The organism is Chryseobacterium sp. IHB B 17019, assembly GCF_001456155.1.
GTDB lineage: Bacteria > Bacteroidota > Bacteroidia > Flavobacteriales > Weeksellaceae > Chryseobacterium.
Map to the genome: position 1 here is coordinate 2,917,633 of NZ_CP013293.1, position 15,319 is coordinate 2,932,951.

The following is a 15,319-nucleotide window of genomic DNA, read 5'->3' on the forward strand; positions in this document are numbered from 1 at the left end:
TGATAAAGACTTGGCATATGAAAAGTTTTTCTATCAGATAGAAAAAGGATTGTATTCTTTGACGATTCCGGCATTCGTCATTATCCTTAAAATGATGTCCTTTTTCTTGATTAATAGCTTCTCTATATGAAAATCAGGCTCTTTAAAAAGAAAAGAGCGATATTATTTTTCTTTAAAATTTAATTTGATTCTGTCTTTAAGGTCTTGCGGAGCCTTTTCAGCATCAATTAAAGTTTCATTATGAAAATGATTATAAAGAGCTTTATCTATTATTTTTGTCTGTTTTTTGAAAGTCTGGCAGCAATTGCAGAAAGCTATATGAAATTTCATCCTCAGCCATGCAGAAAGGGAAACAGAAGCTTCTTCGGATTTCACGATGGTAAGGGAAGTCTCTTTACAATTATGTAAAAGGTTATCTAAAAAATTCATCTTTAAATACTTATATCATTTTTTTCCAGGCAGCTTCTCAATAAAGTTTTTGAACGAAAAAGAAGTACCCAATAATTTGACGAAGTAATATTAAGATCCTTACAAATTTTTTGAGAATCTTCATCCATCATATATTTGGCCACGAAAACAGGCCTCAGCTTTGGTGGAAGCTTTTGAAGGCAAAGCTCAAGAATCCTATAAAATTCTTTGCTTATTATATAGCTGTCTGCACTTTCTGAGATATAATCTCTATTAATATCATTTTTCCATCTTCCATAATTGCTTTGATTAAAAAAAGCATTCTCAAAAGAATCTGCCGTATCAGACAGATATTCTTCATAGTGTTGCGAGCTGCTTTTTTTCCTGTAATAATCTATGATTTTATTTTTAAGAATACTTGTAAGCCATGTTTTTACAGAGGCTTTACCCTGAAACTGACCTATTCCTTTATAAGCGGAAAGAAATGTTTCCTGCACAATATCTTCTGCATCCTCCCTGGAACCTACCCTGGTCACGGTAAAAGCATACAAAAAATCTGTAAATTCATCTACCCATTGTTCCGGATTCGGGGGATTATTTTTTTCGATCATTTATTTTTCGTGTGTTTATAAAGTTGGTAAAATTAAAAAAAATAATTTATAAAATACACAATATCAATAGTTTAACTAAATTTAGAAATATTTTAAACCTATTAAATATTGATACATCATTTTTTATTTTAATCATTTGTTTCTGTATGAAAAAATTCCTAATTCCAACAGTAAGTATATCATCATCAAAAAAGAAATGTTTAAAAATATATCCCAAACTTGCTTTCAGAAGTTTTTTTATTTTTAAAACCTTCAAAAATCTTATCTTTGCAAACGAAAATTAAAGACTTAAAAATTTGGGTCTTATACATTGAACTTTAAACAAACAATTATGTTTCGATCACACACAAACGGGGAATTATCTCTAAAAAATCTTAATGAAGAAGTTACACTTTCAGGATGGGTACAAACCATTCGTGATAAAGGATTTATGATTTGGATAGATCTTCGGGATCGTTACGGAATTACTCAGTTGGTTTTCGACCAGGACCGTTCTTCAGCGGAATTGATGGAAAATGCAAAAAAACTGGGACGTGAATTTGTGATTCAGGTTACAGGAAAAGTAATCGAAAGAGTAAGCAAAAACCCCAATATTCCGACAGGGGAAATCGAAATTTTAGTTGAGAAATTAACCCTTCTTAATGATTCCCAGCTTCCGCCATTCACAATTGAAGTCGAAACTGACGGTGGTGAAGAATTAAGAATGAAATACCGTTACCTGGACATCAGAAGAGCTCCGGTAAGAGATAAACTGATCTTCCGTCACAAAATGGCACAGAAGGTGAGAAACTACCTTTCAGACGAAGGATTTATCGAGGTTGAAACTCCCGTTTTAATCAAATCTACTCCGGAAGGCGCGCGCGATTTCGTGGTTCCGAGCAGAATGAATCCGGGACAGTTTTATGCATTGCCACAATCTCCACAAACCTTTAAACAACTATTGATGGTGGGTGGAATGGATAAATATTTCCAGATCGTGAAATGTTTCCGTGACGAAGATTTAAGAGCTGACAGACAGCCGGAATTTACACAAATCGACTGCGAGATGGCTTTTGTAGATCAGGAAGATGTGATGAACGTTTTTGAAGGAATGACGAAAACGTTGTTGAAAGACATTACAGGCCAGGAATTCGGAGCTTTCCCAAGAATGACGTTCGCTGATGCGATGCAAAAATACGGAAACGATAAACCGGATATCCGTTTCGGAATGGAATTCGTTGAGTTGAATGAATTAGTAAAAGGAAAAGATTTCAAAATATTTGATGACGCCGAATTGGTTGTCGGAATCAATGTTGAAGGTTGCGCAGATTACACAAGAAAGCAAATCGACGAGCTTGTTGATTGGGTGAAAAGACCTCAAATTGGAGCTTCAGGAATGGTTTGGGTGAAATTCCAGAATGATGGTGTAAAAACTTCTTCTGTGAATAAATTCTACAACGAGGAAGATTTAGCGAAAATTATCGAGAAATTCGAGGCGAAAGAAGGAGATTTAATGCTAATTCTTTCAGGAAACGAACATAAAGTAAGAACTCAGCTTTCTGCGTTGAGAATGGAGCTTGGAAACCGTTTGGGATTAAGAAAAGGAGACGTTTTTGCACCACTTTGGGTGGTTGATTTCCCGTTATTGGAATTTGATGAAGAAAGCGGTCGTTATCACGCGATGCACCATCCTTTCACCTCTCCGAAGCCGGAAGATGTTCATTTGTTGGAAACTGATCCCGGAAAAGCCAGAGCCAACGCTTACGATATGGTTTTAAACGGAAACGAAATCGGCGGTGGTTCTATCAGGATTTTCGACAGAGATTTACAGTCAAAAATGTTTGACTTATTAGGATTCTCGAAAGAAGAAGCAGAAGCACAGTTCGGATTCTTAATGAACGCCTTCAAATACGGAGCTCCGCCTCATGGTGGTCTGGCTTTCGGATTTGACCGCCTGGTAGCAATCCTTGACGGAAACGAAGTGATCAGAGATTATATTGCTTTCCCTAAAAATAATTCAGGACGCGATGTGATGATTGATGCGCCGGCCGCAATTGCTGATGAGCAGCTTGATGAACTGGAATTGAAATTGAATTTAAAAGCATAAATTAAAAGCGGGGATTTTTTCTCCGCTTTTTTTATTTTTATAATGACAAAACAAGAATTTATTTTATTCACAGAAAATCTCAGAACAGATTTTATCGAAAATAAGGAACGGTGGGAAAACAAAACTATTGAAGATTACCTTGAAGCAATGTCGAGCTATGTTGAAGACATTGATGGATATTACAAAAACACAAATCAAAACATTAATTTAGAAATGGTTAATTGGAAGGTTTTTTCCGATATTTTGAAAGGAAGCTCTATTTATGAATGATAAAAATAAAGTCCCTACAAATTTCAAATAACTTTTTTAAGTATCGTAATCCATATCGTTGAAAACAACAATGACAAACAAGTGATTCCCAAACCCGTTTTATAAAGTCCATACTCAATAATTCCGGCTTTATAAGCTATGGAAAGTGCCAGAATACCGAATTCTCCGGTTTGCGAGAGCAATGCTCCGCCGTACCAACTGTCTTTCCAGTTGTACTTCAACAGACGGAAAATAATTGCAGACATGAGACTGTTGCTCATCAACACAACCAATGTCCCCAAGAATATAAGCTGATAATTTGAGTATAGATAAGAAATATCAATTCGTAATCCTATCGAGACAAAAAATAAAGTAACGAAGAAAACTTTAAAAGAAGCCAAGGAACGTTCCAGCCAGTTGAAGACATTGATCCTTCCTACCAAAATCCCCGCAATAAAACTTCCCAGCGCACTGCTGAGCCCGATAACTTCAGCAAAAAGACCAAACCCGAGACAAATAAACAGTCCCATAAAAACTTGTAAATCATGATCGTTTCCGATAATCCTGAAGAATCTCCACAATTTTATTTCCCTGGAGTTCCTGATTTTTTTAAACACAAAGAAAATAACGATACACACAATAGCCGGAAGTATGATACTCCAAAAATCAAAACCGCTACCACTCCAGACTTTAAGTAATGTCAAAACCGGTGCTAGAAGAAGATCCTGAAGAATTAACATGTTAAGAATTGTAAGCCCGAAGGCTGTTTTTAAAGTATTATGTTTCCTCAGGAATTCACTGACTACCGCTGTGCTGTTAAAAACAAAAAGGATGGCAATTAAAATAATACTTTTAAAGGAAAGCTCCATGATATTTCCTACTAAAAAAGCAAAAGCGATGCTTAAAAGAATTTTCATACACTGCGCTATCACAGGTTTTACCAATAAGCTTCGGTTATCCGGAACATTGATTTCCGTACCGAGAAAAAACATCATCAGCAAAATTCCTATTTCCCCGATGATTTCAATTTCGTCGGGTTTTGTGAATACCTTCAAAATACTGGGACCCAGTACAATTCCGGCAATTATATAAGCAATTAAATAAGGCTGCTTCAGTTTTTTCAGCAAAAACATCATACCCAAAGTAGTAAAGCATAACAGACATATCGGCCAAAGTAATGTATTCATAAGGACTTACAAATATATTATGGTTAACAGATACAAATAAAAAAATGGTTTTCCATAAGCGGAAAACCATTGTGAAATATTGCCAGTTACTGAATTTCAATCATTCGGGGAGCTTGCTTTTTAGCGTTTTCCGTTTTAGGAATCGTTAATCTTAAAACACCGTTTTCATATTTAGCTTCAATCCGATCTTCATCTACAACATCCTTTGGAAGCTGGAAACTTCGCTGAAAAGACTGATAGCTGAATTCCCGACGTGTGTAGTTTCCATTATCTTCTTCCGTCTGATTTTTCTTTGAAGAAGAGATCGTAAGCAAGCTTCCTTCCATGGTAATTTCAAAGTCTTGCTTTTCCATACCCGGAGCTGCTACCCCCACTTCAAAATTTTCCGCATTTTCCTTAATATTCACAGAAGGAATAGTGGTAAGTGTGGAAGAAAAATTGTTATTGCCCCAATTAAAAAGTTCGCGGTTAAAAAAATCGTCGAACAACATACGTGGATTTGCAGGGAGCAAACTGCCATTCTTTCTTTTTACGATTGACATAATTACGAATTTTTAAGGTTAAACAATAAATTAATAACACACTTGAAAATTCACAAACAATATACCAATCTATATAATGGAAAAAATGTCATAATCAATGTGAAAAAATGACATATACCACTAACTAACAGACTCTTACAAATAATTATTCTGTACTAGCCAAGCCGTAATTCTTTTAAGAGTAAGTGCATTTGGATCTACTGCTGAGGAAAGAAATTTCACATTATCTTTCTGTGGAATTGAAACGATTTTACGAACCTTATCCTTAGCTGTAAACAATTCAAAGTTCTGGGCATTGTTTCCTCCCGCAAAACTTATTTTGGCAACCATTACTCCATCAGGAATGTAAAATTCATAAGAATCCTGACCGCCTGAGCTCCCTGTAGACTTAAAGAATCCTATTTTTTCTCCGCCCTGTTCGATAGATTTATTTTCTTTTAATTCAATCGGCCAGTTTTTGTTGCGGGATACCAGTGAATAATTTACGGCAGTTCTTGGTGTGACACCTTTTGATGCAATCAGTTCCGTTACTTTACCTTCATTCAGGCTATTTCCTTCAATGATACCGCCTTTTCCAATCAGGTTTACGAAGCCCTTCTCCATACCCAACGTTGATAATTTAAAAATTCCAACCTGATTTGTCGGTAGAAAAGTGAAACGGTAATACATACTTGTATTGTCATTTTTATCCCCTTCAAATTCCGTACTCAAAACTGCAATCACCAATTTTTCGCCGTCCATCGAATAAAGGTTAAAATTTTTCGTCAGTCCAAAATTTTGTTTCTGTACCTCTACTTTACCTATTTTATTACCATCTACAGCAATGATATTGTTTTTGTAATCAACTTTTTGAGCAGATAAAAAAATGTTTATTCCAAGTATAAACAAAAAAGTAAAAATTGTCTTCATTTAAATATATTTATGGGCTTAAATTACAAATAATAAATTAACCGCTTAACCACTTTATTTCCTGTATTTTTCCATTATAGCGATCCTTATTTTTAATCTAAACTAAAAAATACCACATTTAATAAATATTTTTCACTCGGCACAATCATTGCACGCTCTTACAAAACGTGAGACAATGAAAGCAATTTGGAACGGCGCCATTGGCTTTGGTTTAGTCAATATTCCTGTAAAAATCTACTCCGCCACAGAAACCAGCAAATTGGATTTGGATATGCTTGATAAATCCGATTTTTCCAATATTAAATTCAAAAGAGTAAACGAAAGTACAGGTAAAGAAGTGAAATGGGAAAACATTGTAAAAGGTTATCTCATGGACGACAGGTACATCATTCTCGAAGAGGAAGACTATGAAGCGGCAAGCCCTGAGAAATCAAAAATTCTTTCCATAGACCAGTTCGTAAAAGAGATAGAAGTTGACAGCGTTTACTTTGAAAATCCTTATTATCTGGAACCTCAGAAAAATGGTGAAAATGCTTACAGACTTTTATTAAAAGCCTTATCTGAAACAGAAATGGTAGGCGTTGGAACCTTCGTCCTTCGTGAAAGTGAAGCGATTGGAATGATACGCCCTTACAATGATGAGGTTTTGGTTTTGAACCGCTTACGATTTGCTCAGGAAATCCGGGATTATAAAGATTTAAAAATCCCAGCCAAAAAAGCTCCGAAACCCGCTGAGCTCAAAATGGCGATCAGTCTCATAGAACAACTTTCGCAGGAATTCGATCCTTTCATGTATAAAGATACTTATACCGAATCTTTAATGAAAATTATTAAGCAAAAAGCGAAAGGTAAGAATGTAAAAGCTAAAAAAGCCGAACCTGCTAAAGAAGGTAAAGTGATTGACTTAATGGCACAATTAAAAGCCAGTTTACAAACTTCAAAATCTAAAAACGCATCGTAATGGCTCTCAAAGATTATAACGCAAAAAGGAAATTTGACGAAACAAGTGAACCCAAGGGAAAAGCAAAAAAGAGTAAAGACAAGCTTATTTTTGTGATTCAAAGGCATGCGGCGTCACGCCTTCACTATGATTTTCGTTTGGAAATGGAAGGCGTTCTGAAAAGCTGGGCTGTTCCAAAAGGCCCATCATTGGATCCAAAAGACAAACGCCTGGCGATGATGGTAGAAGATCACCCTTACGATTACAAAGATTTTGAAGGAAACATTCCTGAAGGAAATTACGGAGCCGGGCAGGTAGAAATCTGGGACAGCGGAACTTATGAGCCATTAGATAATGATTCAAAGCTTTCCGATGAAAAGGAATTGCTGAAAGAATTACATGCCGGTTCGTTGAAATTTATTTTATACGGAAAAAAACTGAAAGGAGAATTTGCTTTGGTTAAAATGAAAAATAACGAAGATAATTCGTGGCTTTTAATTAAACATAAAGATGAATTTGCAGAAAGTAATTATGATGCAGAGGAAAACACTTCACCGAAATCTTTAGTTACAAAATTTTTAGAGGAAAAAAAAAGCCTAAAAAACGCCAAAAAGAAATCGTAAATTCAGAAACCAAGCCAAGGTTCCAAAAATTTAATTCGTTGGTTGACGAAAAAAAATTAAAAAATTTCATCAGGCCCATGCTTGCGAAATCCTATGAAAAAGCATTCGATGATGAAGACTGGATTTTTGAAATAAAATGGGACGGCTATCGTGCCATTGCAGATCTTAGCAAAGATGACCCCCTATTTTACTCGCGAAACGGGATTTCTTTTTTATCAAAATTTGAAAAAGTTTCCGAGGATTTTGAGAACCAAATACACAAAATGATTCTTGATGGTGAAATTGTAGCTTACGATGACACGGGAAAACCAAACTTTCAATTGCTTCAACAAATCGGTGATAACCCAAATCTGGCCTTAGTTTATCAGGTTTTTGATATTCTTTGGCTCAATGGCCATTCCACGGAAAATATTCCTTTAGTTCAAAGAAAAGAGCTTTTAAAAGATGCTTTAATTGAAACTGATGTAATCAAATATTGCTATCATATTCCGGAAAAAGGAATCGATTTTTTTGAACAGATGAAAAAAATGAAGCTGGAAGGCATGATCGCGAAAAAAGCAGACAGCCTTTATGTTGAAAATCACAGAACTACGGATTGGCTTAAAATAAAATTCACCAATACGGAAGAAGTCATTATTTGTGGATTTACGGAGCCTCGAGGTTCAAGACAAGGTTTCGGAGCTTTAATTTTAGGAAAATATATTGACGGAAAGCTGATTTATTCCGGACATACGGGAACAGGTTTTAATAAAGAATCATTAAGTCGAATGTATGAAAGGCTTAAAAAATTGGTGGTAAAAACTTCTCCATTTGAGAAAAAACCTAAAACAAATATGCCCGTCACATGGGTGAAACCCGAATTGGTGTGTGAAATTAAATTCTCTGAAATCACCAAAGACGGGATTTTCCGGCATCCTGTTTTTGTTACTCTCCGTGAAGATAAAAATCCTGAAGAAATCAGTGATTCGACGAATAATATAAGTCAAATTAATGAAAACCCTAAAGAAATGAAAACTAACCCTGCACCGAAAAAAACCACAAAAACCTCCGAAAAAGAAAAAGAAATTACTTTGAACAGACATAAAGTAAAACTGACCAATCAGGATAAAATATATTTCCCGAAAGAAGGCATTACAAAAGGTGATGTGGTAGAATATTACCAGTCTGTTGCGGAATATATTTTGCCTCATCTAAAAAACCGTCCGCTTTCTTTGAACCGTTTCCCAAATGGAATTGAAGAGCAGAGTTTTTATCAAAAAGATGCAAGCGACAATATTCCGGATTGGGTAAAAACAACGCAGGTGTATTCCGAATCCAATGATAAATACATCGATTATATTTATTGTAATGACAAGGCGACTTTGGCTTATTTAAATAATTTGGGCTGTATTGATCTTAATCCATGGAATTCTTCCCTTCCCGATTTGGAACATCCTGATTTTCTGGTTTTAGACCTTGACCCTTCCAAGAAAAATACATTTGATGATGTGATTGAAACGGCTTTGCAGGTGAATGAAGTTTTAAAATCCATTAAAGTTAAAGGCTATTGCAAGACTTCCGGAAGTACGGGAATTCACGTTTATATTCCGATGGGTGGAAAATATGATTTTGACCAGGTGAAAGATTTTGCCCATATTTTAATGAAGCAGGTTCATGAACAACTTCCAAAAATTACGACATTAGAAAGGAGTTTACAGAAAAGGGATGATAAGAAAATTTATCTTGATTATCTTCAAAACAGAACAGGGCAGACATTGGCAAGTGCTTACAGCCTGAGACCAAAAGAGGGTGCTTCCGTTTCGATGCCGTTGGATTGGGATGAGGTAAAACCCGGTATGAGGCCAACGGATTTTAACATTCATAATGCTTTGGATAGAATTAAAGAAAAAGGAGATTTGTTTAAACCTGTTTTAGGACAGGGAATTGATATGATGAAAGCGTTGGAATTGTTGCAGGGTGCCGAATAATTATCTATTTTTGGAGTGATAAAATTCTATCATTTCCACTAATAATTATGAACGAAAATATTACCATTGAACTTTCTTTTAATGAGAAATTTGAAAGAGAAAATCAAAATTTTTATTTTAAATATGTTTGGAGTAAATCTTTTAAAGGCTGGATAAGAATTATAATTTTCACTTTGGTCTTTTTACTTTTAGGTTTTTATCCTATAAAAAATTTTGAAACAAGCTTACTTTTTTATCTTTTTAGATACGGTGGAATCTTTCTTTGTGGATATTGTTTTATCTTGATTTATCAATATTTTATATCCAAAAGGAAATTCAAAAAAGAAGCCGATAAAATTATTACTGAATATAAAAATAAAAATGAATCTTCTTTTATTATTTTAGATCAAAAAAGTATTGAATTTAAAAATCCTTTCACTACTGTTAATACTATTTGGGAAAAGATTTCTTATATAAAATTAAACGATTATATTTTTGTTAATGCTATAAGCAATTTATATTTCATCATTAATAAATCTGAACTTAAAGATGGTGAATTTGAAATTTTATTAAATTATCTTCAGAAATACTCTCAACAACAAAAATAACTACGGAAGTTTCGCCACCAAACTTTCCGGCAGTACTTTCAAAATTAAATAAATAATCTTCCATTTAAAATTCGGAACGATGGTGAAAGAATTTCCGGCATTGACAATGAATTTTGCAACATAATCCGGCTCCATCATTAAGCTTTTGTTGAGTTCCAGGCCAGCATTGATTTTTGTATTTATATAACCGATAACCAAAGCATTAACTTTAATATTTTTTGAAGCCAATTCTTGTCTCAAACCAGCTAAATAAGTTGTAAAAGCAGCTTTTGTACTTCCGTACACGAAATTACTTTTTCGTCCTCTCACACCCGAAAGTGATGACAATCCAATAATTCTTTCCAGATTTTTATTGCTTTCATCCATCGCAATAATATTAAGGATGGAAACAGCACCCATATAATTTACCATCATCATTTGGTGGCTTCCTTTGAAATTTCTCAAAGCCTTTTCATTGTCCACTAAAAAACCCGCCGCGTAAACTACAATATGAGGTTTTACAGGTAGCTCATCATAAAATTCTTGATGGGAATCGAAATCTACAACATCAAAACTTAATATAGAAACTTTTGAGTTGAGATTATTTTCCATAACAAAATTTTCCAAAGAATCTGTATTTCTCGATGCAGCAATAACGGAAAATCCTTTTTCAATGTATTGTTTGATACATTGTTTTGCAACATCGGAATTGGCACCCAGAATGAGAACGGTTTTGTTTGTGTTTTGATTCATTGAGCAAAGATAATTTAAACCACAAATTCCACAAATATTTCCACTAAGAAGAACACAAATTAAAAGATCATGTCATACATAGTATTGTTATCCTAAAAGCATCTAGATTACTTTCTTAGATATTTCAGAATGACAAACTAAGTGTAATATAAATGAGGTTATAAAAAGTTTCGGCGGGGTGAGCTTTGCTCACCCCGCCGAAACGAAATATCTTAAAAACTAAAAAATTATTTCTTTTCAGTTTCAATCTCTTTTTTATCATCTGCTTTTTCAGCAGCTTTTGCTTTATCTCCAAAACGAGCTTCTGTAAATTCTCTTGAAACAGCTGCTTTTTCGAATTTCAGTTTTCCTGATAATGTTTCAATCACGAAACCATCATCCTGAACCTGAGCTATTCTTCCGTGAAGCCCTGAAGTAAGCACTACTCTTGTTCCTACTTTTAAAGTTTCCTGGAAGTTTTTTTCCTGTTTTTGTTTTCTCATTTGAGGTCTTATCATTAAAAAATAAAAACCTACAAACATCACCCCCATCATGATCAGCATCATGGAAGAATTTCCTCCTGCTGCGGGTGCTTGTAAAAAAATTGTTAGTATATTCATTATATTATGGTTGAATATTCGCTGTGAATGTTAATTTAATAGGAGCTTTTTCCACATTAGCATACACATCTGCAAATTTGCTTACGTTTCCGTCAAAGTTTGTAGAATCGAAGTGTAATGTAATCTTTCCTTTTTTACCAGGCATGATTGGCTCTTTAGTAAAATCACCGGCTGTACATCCACATCCAGGCTTTACTTCAGAAATTACCAACGGATTAGTTCCCGTATTTGTCACTTCGTAAATATGGTCTACTTTATCCCCTTTTTTGATATTTCCAAAATCGAAGCTGTTTTCAGAAAGGGCAATTGTTGTTAATGGCTGGTTTGAAGCTGGCGCCGGAGTTTCTCCTGCCGTCAACATTTTAGTTGATGCAGAATCACCCGGAGTTGCAGCTGTAGCAGCAGAATCCGTTGCAACTTCTGTACCTGTAACTTCTTTGTTTTCTTTTTTACATGAAGTCAAACCAAAGCCTATGATAGACAAAGCGATAATTGATAACGTCTTTTTCATTTTATATTCTATTTAGATCTTTACAATATTTATCCAAAATCCCGTTAATAAAAATATTCGAACGGTCGGTAGCAAATACTTTTGCAATCTCGATATATTCATTGATAATAACTCTTGAAGGTGTAAAAGGAAAGTTGTCAATCTCCGTAATAGCTGCCGATAAAATCACTTTATCCATTAAAGAAACTCTTTCCAAATCCCAGTTTTCCAGTCTTTCTTCCAGTTTCTTTTCGTTACTTTCCCAGCTGTTCAGAGTATCTCTTAACAATTTTCCGGCAAAATCTTTATCATCCTCATCTTTAATCATCTTAATTAAAGTTCTGCTTTCTTCATCTTCTTTCAGGAAACCAATTGTTTTTTGAACCATTGAGTTGGCAATGTGGATATCATCATACCAGGAAAGTTCTTTATCTCCAAGATAATCATGAAAATCATCATTTTCAGCGATATATCTTAAAAATAATTTACCGATGAATTTTTGATCATCTTCAAAAGAATACCCATCTTCTTTCATGAAATCCTGATATCGTTTTCCTGCCGTAATCCTCTGAAAGGTTTTTACCAGCAAATCATCATGCATATCCCATTTCAATTCTTTATGCTGTCCTGTAAAGAACAGTCTTTCCGGATTTTCTTCCAGCTTGATTAAGACCTGATTGTTGATGAATTTCTGATTAGGATTAGTATTAGCATCAGTTTTAATATATTTATTTTTACCAATCTCAATTTGATGTTCTGCCAATTCTTTCAGGGCTACCAAAAAATTAAGCTGATAAATGTATAGATGATAGATTTTCTCTATACTTGTAAACATATTTTTCTCTAATACATCAAATTTTACAGGGTTCTGGTAATATGAATACACAGTCTGTACTATTTTTTCACGGATTTGTCGTCTTCCTAACATTCAAAGAGCTTTTATGACGGCAAAGATACAAAATTTAAAATTGATGAAATTCGTTATATGATCACATTTTCGTAATTTTGTAAAACTTTATGAAAGCGCTAAAAACACTAAACCCCTATTTTTGGAAACACAAGATATTGTTATTTTGGGGGGTATTATTTATCATTGCCAGTAATTTTTTCAATATATATAAGGTACAGTTTGTAGGAAAATCAGTTGATGAGCTTACACATAGCGGAAATATGGGTTTCAACCAACAGGTTTTAATTTATGTTGCCATTATTGTCGGATGTTCATTGTTGACGGGATTTTTTACTTTCATGATGCGTCAGACCATTATTGTTGCCTCCAGGAGGATTGAATATGAGCTGAAAAATAAAATTTACAGGCATTATCAGGATTTATCTTTAACGGATTATAAGCAGACCACAATCGGTGACTTAATGAACAGATTGAGTGAAGATGTCGTTGCGGTAAGAATGTATCTGGGACCCGGTGTGATGTATGTTGCCAACTTGATCGTCCTTGTTGTTATTACGGCTATCTACATGATAAAAACGGATGCTTCAATGACTCTCTGGACATTGCTGCCACTTCCAATCTTATCTTATGCAATTTATAAAGTAAGTTCTATCATTAATAAAAAGTCGAAAATCATGCAGAAAAGCCAGTCTGCCATTTCAACTTTTGTACAGGATAGTTTTTCGGGAATTCGTGTTGTAAAATTTTTCGCGAGAGAGAAATATATTAAAAACAATTATGGAGTCAAAGTAACAGATTACCAGGATAAGGCACTTGATCTTGCAAAAACTGAGGCCTATTTCTTTACCATTATTTTATTTGTAATTGGACTGCTGAATGTTGCCATCATCTGGGTTGGTGGTGAAAAATATATTGCCGGACAATTAAGCATTGGTAAAATCGCTGATTTTTTCATGTATATCAACACGTTGATTTTCCCATTTTCAATGGTGGGCTGGGTAACTTCCGTGAATCAAAGAGCGGAGGCATCCATGCAGAGAATTAATGAATTCATGGATAAAAAATCCGATATCGTTAATAAAAATTTTGAAAATTATCCTATAAAAGGTGATATTGAGTTCAGGAATGTTTCTTATGTATATCCGAATACTGGAATCAAAGCGTTGGAAAATTTAAGCTTTAAAGTAAAAGCCGGAGAATCCTTAGCTATTATGGGGAAAACGGGTAGCGGAAAATCTACCATAGCCCTACTTTTATGTCGTTTAATAGATCCTACGGAAGGTGAAATTTTAATTGACGGTAAAAATTTAAAAGAGCATAATTTAGATAATTACAGAAATTTCATTGGGTATATTCCTCAGGAAAGCTATCTTTTCTCAGATTCCATCGAAAATAATATCGGGTTTGCCGTTGACCATCCTACCCATGAAAAAGTAGTTGAATATGCAAAAATTGCCGACGTGGATAAAAATATTATTGGCTTCAAGGAACAATACAAAACCATGGTTGGAGAGCGTGGAGTGATGCTTTCGGGAGGTCAGAAACAAAGAATATGTATTGCAAGGGCATTGATTAAAGACCCAAACATCATCATTTTCGACGATTCGCTGTCTGCCCTGGACACCGAAACCGAGCAAAATATCCTGGAAAATATCGACAGGAAAATTCATAACGCAACATCCATAATCATCACACACAGAGAGTCTAGCGCTCAGAGAGCCGATAAAATTCTCAACCTGACTGAAATTGCCGATTCCGTAACCGCATAGCTGATTCATTCACAAATGTTAAATAAATCATAAAAAAAATTTTGTGATTAAAAGAAAACTTTTATATTTGTTCTTAACAAGATTAAAAAATATCTAACAATGAGTGAATACAAGGAACGCCATGAAAATGAAATTTTCACGAAGGTGTTAAAAGCAGGAAGAAGAACTTATTTCTTTGATGTGCGCGAGACGAAAGCAGGAGATTATTATCTTACGATTACCGAAAGTAAAAAGAACTTCGGGGAGAATGGGGAAGCTACATTCGAGAAACACAAAATTTACCTTTACAAGGAAGATTTTAAGAGTTTTCAGGAGATGTTTAATGAGTCCACAGATTTCATCATTAATGAAAAGGGTGAGGATGTAATATCAGAAAAACATGACAAAGACTTCAAAAGCAGATCATTCACGATCGATTCTGACGACGAGGTCTAAGCCAACAAATACTTTAAAAACACAAGCATCTGAAAAAGGGTGCTTTTTTTGGCTCCAAACTCTTCTAAATTATAAATTTTGAATTTTATATTTTAAATTTTTACTAGATAAGCTCCTTTAAATTTAATTTAAAATAACTAAAAATAAAAAAGTACACCTTTTGAAAAGTGTACTTTTATTGGGTGAATGAGGGGTCTCGAACCCCCGACCTTCGGAACCACAATCCGACGCTCTAACCAACTGAGCTACAATCACCGTTTTGTGAGTGCAAATAT

At 34.5% G+C, this 15,319-nt stretch carries 17 protein-coding genes and 1 tRNA gene; 8 read left to right on the forward strand and 10 right to left on the reverse strand.

Going from position 1 to position 15,319, the window contains the following annotated elements; translation table 11 throughout:
- Window positions 1-162: 162 nt before the first annotated feature.
- Window positions 163-429: a hypothetical protein gene (locus tag ATE47_RS13430; protein ID WP_062162446.1), complete on the reverse strand. Its 267-nt coding sequence runs from the start codon at window positions 427-429 to the stop codon at window positions 163-165.
- A gap of 2 nt (window positions 430-431) precedes the next feature.
- Entirely contained in the window at window positions 432-1,019 is a 588-nt protein-coding gene (locus ATE47_RS13435; RefSeq protein WP_062162447.1) for a sigma-70 family RNA polymerase sigma factor, read from the reverse strand.
- Window positions 1,020-1,350: 331 nt separating this feature from the next.
- On the opposite strand from ATE47_RS13435, the gene aspS reads away from it, so the two are divergent.
- Both aspS and ATE47_RS13450 read left to right on the forward strand, forming a co-directional pair.
- The gene (gene aspS, locus ATE47_RS13445) at window positions 1,351-3,105 is read left to right on the forward strand and encodes an aspartate--tRNA ligase (RefSeq protein ID WP_062162449.1); all 1,755 of its coding nucleotides are present in this window, start codon (window positions 1,351-1,353) and stop codon (window positions 3,103-3,105) included.
- Between the two features lie 42 nt (window positions 3,106-3,147).
- A complete protein-coding gene (locus tag ATE47_RS13450; RefSeq protein ID WP_062162450.1) occupies window positions 3,148-3,375 on the forward strand; it encodes a DUF7660 family protein in 228 nt (75 codons plus the stop codon).
- Window positions 3,376-3,398: 23 nt separating this feature from the next.
- On the opposite strand, the gene ATE47_RS13455 is transcribed toward ATE47_RS13450, so the two are convergent.
- From ATE47_RS13455 to ATE47_RS13465, 3 genes are all read right to left on the reverse strand, one after another.
- Window positions 3,399-4,541 carry a cation:proton antiporter gene (locus ATE47_RS13455; RefSeq protein WP_062162451.1) on the reverse strand — a complete coding sequence of 381 codons (1,143 nt, stop codon included), beginning with the start codon at window positions 4,539-4,541 and terminating at the stop codon, window positions 3,399-3,401.
- An 86-nt stretch (window positions 4,542-4,627) separates the two neighbouring features.
- Complete coding sequence (locus ATE47_RS13460) at window positions 4,628-5,083, reverse strand: Hsp20/alpha crystallin family protein (RefSeq protein ID WP_062162452.1); 456 nt, start codon at window positions 5,081-5,083, stop codon at window positions 4,628-4,630.
- A 135-nt stretch (window positions 5,084-5,218) separates the two neighbouring features.
- Window positions 5,219-5,992 (reverse strand): hypothetical protein, encoded by a 774-nt coding sequence (locus ATE47_RS13465; RefSeq protein WP_062162453.1) that lies wholly within the window; start codon window positions 5,990-5,992, stop codon window positions 5,219-5,221.
- 175 nt (window positions 5,993-6,167) lie between these two features.
- Between ATE47_RS13465 and ku the strand changes: the two genes are divergently transcribed.
- The 4 genes from ku to ATE47_RS13485 all read left to right on the forward strand — a co-directional run bounded on the left by ku (window position 6,168) and on the right by ATE47_RS13485 (window position 10,109).
- Window positions 6,168-6,953 carry a non-homologous end joining protein Ku gene (ku, locus tag ATE47_RS13470; RefSeq protein WP_062162454.1) on the forward strand — a complete coding sequence of 262 codons (786 nt, stop codon included), beginning with the start codon at window positions 6,168-6,170 and terminating at the stop codon, window positions 6,951-6,953.
- Window positions 6,953-7,555, forward strand: a complete 603-nt coding sequence (locus tag ATE47_RS13475; protein ID WP_062162455.1) for a DNA polymerase ligase N-terminal domain-containing protein — start codon at window positions 6,953-6,955, stop codon at window positions 7,553-7,555. Before ku ends, ATE47_RS13475 begins: the two co-directional genes overlap by 1 nt.
- A 77-nt stretch (window positions 7,556-7,632) precedes the next feature.
- Entirely contained in the window at window positions 7,633-9,522 is a 1,890-nt protein-coding gene (gene ligD, locus ATE47_RS13480; protein WP_062163557.1) for a DNA ligase D, read from the forward strand.
- A gap of 47 nt (window positions 9,523-9,569) precedes the next feature.
- Window positions 9,570-10,109, forward strand: coding sequence for a hypothetical protein (locus ATE47_RS13485; RefSeq protein ID WP_062162456.1), 540 nt, complete (start codon window positions 9,570-9,572; stop codon window positions 10,107-10,109).
- On the opposite strand, the gene ATE47_RS13490 is transcribed toward ATE47_RS13485, so the two are convergent.
- The 4 genes from ATE47_RS13490 to ATE47_RS13505 form a co-directional block, all read right to left on the reverse strand.
- Complete coding sequence (locus tag ATE47_RS13490; protein WP_062162457.1) at window positions 10,110-10,841, reverse strand: SDR family NAD(P)-dependent oxidoreductase; 732 nt, start codon at window positions 10,839-10,841, stop codon at window positions 10,110-10,112.
- A 227-nt stretch (window positions 10,842-11,068) separates the two neighbouring features.
- The gene (gene yajC, locus ATE47_RS13495; protein ID WP_062162458.1) at window positions 11,069-11,440 is read right to left on the reverse strand and encodes a preprotein translocase subunit YajC; all 372 of its coding nucleotides are present in this window, start codon (window positions 11,438-11,440) and stop codon (window positions 11,069-11,071) included.
- A gap of 4 nt (window positions 11,441-11,444) precedes the next feature.
- Complete coding sequence (locus ATE47_RS13500) at window positions 11,445-11,951, reverse strand: DUF1573 domain-containing protein (RefSeq protein ID WP_062162459.1); 507 nt, start codon at window positions 11,949-11,951, stop codon at window positions 11,445-11,447.
- A 1-nt stretch (window position 11,952) separates the two neighbouring features.
- Window positions 11,953-12,858: a transcription antitermination protein NusB gene (locus tag ATE47_RS13505; protein ID WP_062162460.1), complete on the reverse strand. Its 906-nt coding sequence runs from the start codon at window positions 12,856-12,858 to the stop codon at window positions 11,953-11,955.
- 89 nt (window positions 12,859-12,947) lie between these two features.
- On the opposite strand from ATE47_RS13505, the gene ATE47_RS13510 reads away from it, so the two are divergent.
- Window positions 12,948-14,609 (forward strand): ABC transporter ATP-binding protein, encoded by a 1,662-nt coding sequence (locus tag ATE47_RS13510; protein WP_062162461.1) that lies wholly within the window; start codon window positions 12,948-12,950, stop codon window positions 14,607-14,609.
- A 99-nt stretch (window positions 14,610-14,708) separates the two neighbouring features.
- Window positions 14,709-15,044 carry a DUF3276 family protein gene (locus tag ATE47_RS13515; RefSeq protein WP_027375472.1) on the forward strand — a complete coding sequence of 112 codons (336 nt, stop codon included), beginning with the start codon at window positions 14,709-14,711 and terminating at the stop codon, window positions 15,042-15,044.
- Between the two features lie 180 nt (window positions 15,045-15,224).
- Here the strand turns inward: ATE47_RS13515 and ATE47_RS13520 are convergent.
- Window positions 15,225-15,300, reverse strand: a tRNA-His gene (locus tag ATE47_RS13520).
- Window positions 15,301-15,319: the final 19 nt, after the last annotated feature.

What these genes read in the sequence shown, in the direction of transcription:
- ATE47_RS13500 (WP_062162459.1), bottom strand. Translation starts at nt 11,951, where the DNA reads ATGAAAAAGACGTTATCAATTATCGCTTTGTCTATCATAGGCTTTGGT.
- ATE47_RS13485 (WP_062162456.1), top strand. Translation starts at nt 9,570, where the DNA reads ATGAACGAAAATATTACCATTGAACTTTCTTTTAATGAGAAATTTGAA.
- ATE47_RS13490 (WP_062162457.1), bottom strand. Translation starts at nt 10,841, where the DNA reads ATGAATCAAAACACAAACAAAACCGTTCTCATTCTGGGTGCCAATTCC.
- ATE47_RS13455 (WP_062162451.1), bottom strand. Translation starts at nt 4,541, where the DNA reads ATGAATACATTACTTTGGCCGATATGTCTGTTATGCTTTACTACTTTG.
- ATE47_RS13510 (WP_062162461.1), top strand. Translation starts at nt 12,948, where the DNA reads ATGAAAGCGCTAAAAACACTAAACCCCTATTTTTGGAAACACAAGATA.
- ATE47_RS13475 (WP_062162455.1), top strand. Translation starts at nt 6,953, where the DNA reads ATGGCTCTCAAAGATTATAACGCAAAAAGGAAATTTGACGAAACAAGT.
- yajC (WP_062162458.1), bottom strand. Translation starts at nt 11,440, where the DNA reads ATGAATATACTAACAATTTTTTTACAAGCACCCGCAGCAGGAGGAAAT.
- ATE47_RS13505 (WP_062162460.1), bottom strand. Translation starts at nt 12,858, where the DNA reads ATGTTAGGAAGACGACAAATCCGTGAAAAAATAGTACAGACTGTGTAT.
- ATE47_RS13435 (WP_062162447.1), bottom strand. Translation starts at nt 1,019, where the DNA reads ATGATCGAAAAAAATAATCCCCCGAATCCGGAACAATGGGTAGATGAA.
- ATE47_RS13465 (WP_062162453.1), bottom strand. Translation starts at nt 5,992, where the DNA reads ATGAAGACAATTTTTACTTTTTTGTTTATACTTGGAATAAACATTTTT.
- ATE47_RS13430 (WP_062162446.1), bottom strand. Translation starts at nt 429, where the DNA reads ATGAATTTTTTAGATAACCTTTTACATAATTGTAAAGAGACTTCCCTT.
- ATE47_RS13515 (WP_027375472.1), top strand. Translation starts at nt 14,709, where the DNA reads ATGAGTGAATACAAGGAACGCCATGAAAATGAAATTTTCACGAAGGTG.
- ATE47_RS13460 (WP_062162452.1), bottom strand. Translation starts at nt 5,083, where the DNA reads ATGTCAATCGTAAAAAGAAAGAATGGCAGTTTGCTCCCTGCAAATCCA.
- ligD (WP_062163557.1), top strand. Translation starts at nt 7,633, where the DNA reads ATGCTTGCGAAATCCTATGAAAAAGCATTCGATGATGAAGACTGGATT.
- ku (WP_062162454.1), top strand. Translation starts at nt 6,168, where the DNA reads ATGAAAGCAATTTGGAACGGCGCCATTGGCTTTGGTTTAGTCAATATT.
- ATE47_RS13450 (WP_062162450.1), top strand. Translation starts at nt 3,148, where the DNA reads ATGACAAAACAAGAATTTATTTTATTCACAGAAAATCTCAGAACAGAT.
- aspS (WP_062162449.1), top strand. Translation starts at nt 1,351, where the DNA reads ATGTTTCGATCACACACAAACGGGGAATTATCTCTAAAAAATCTTAAT.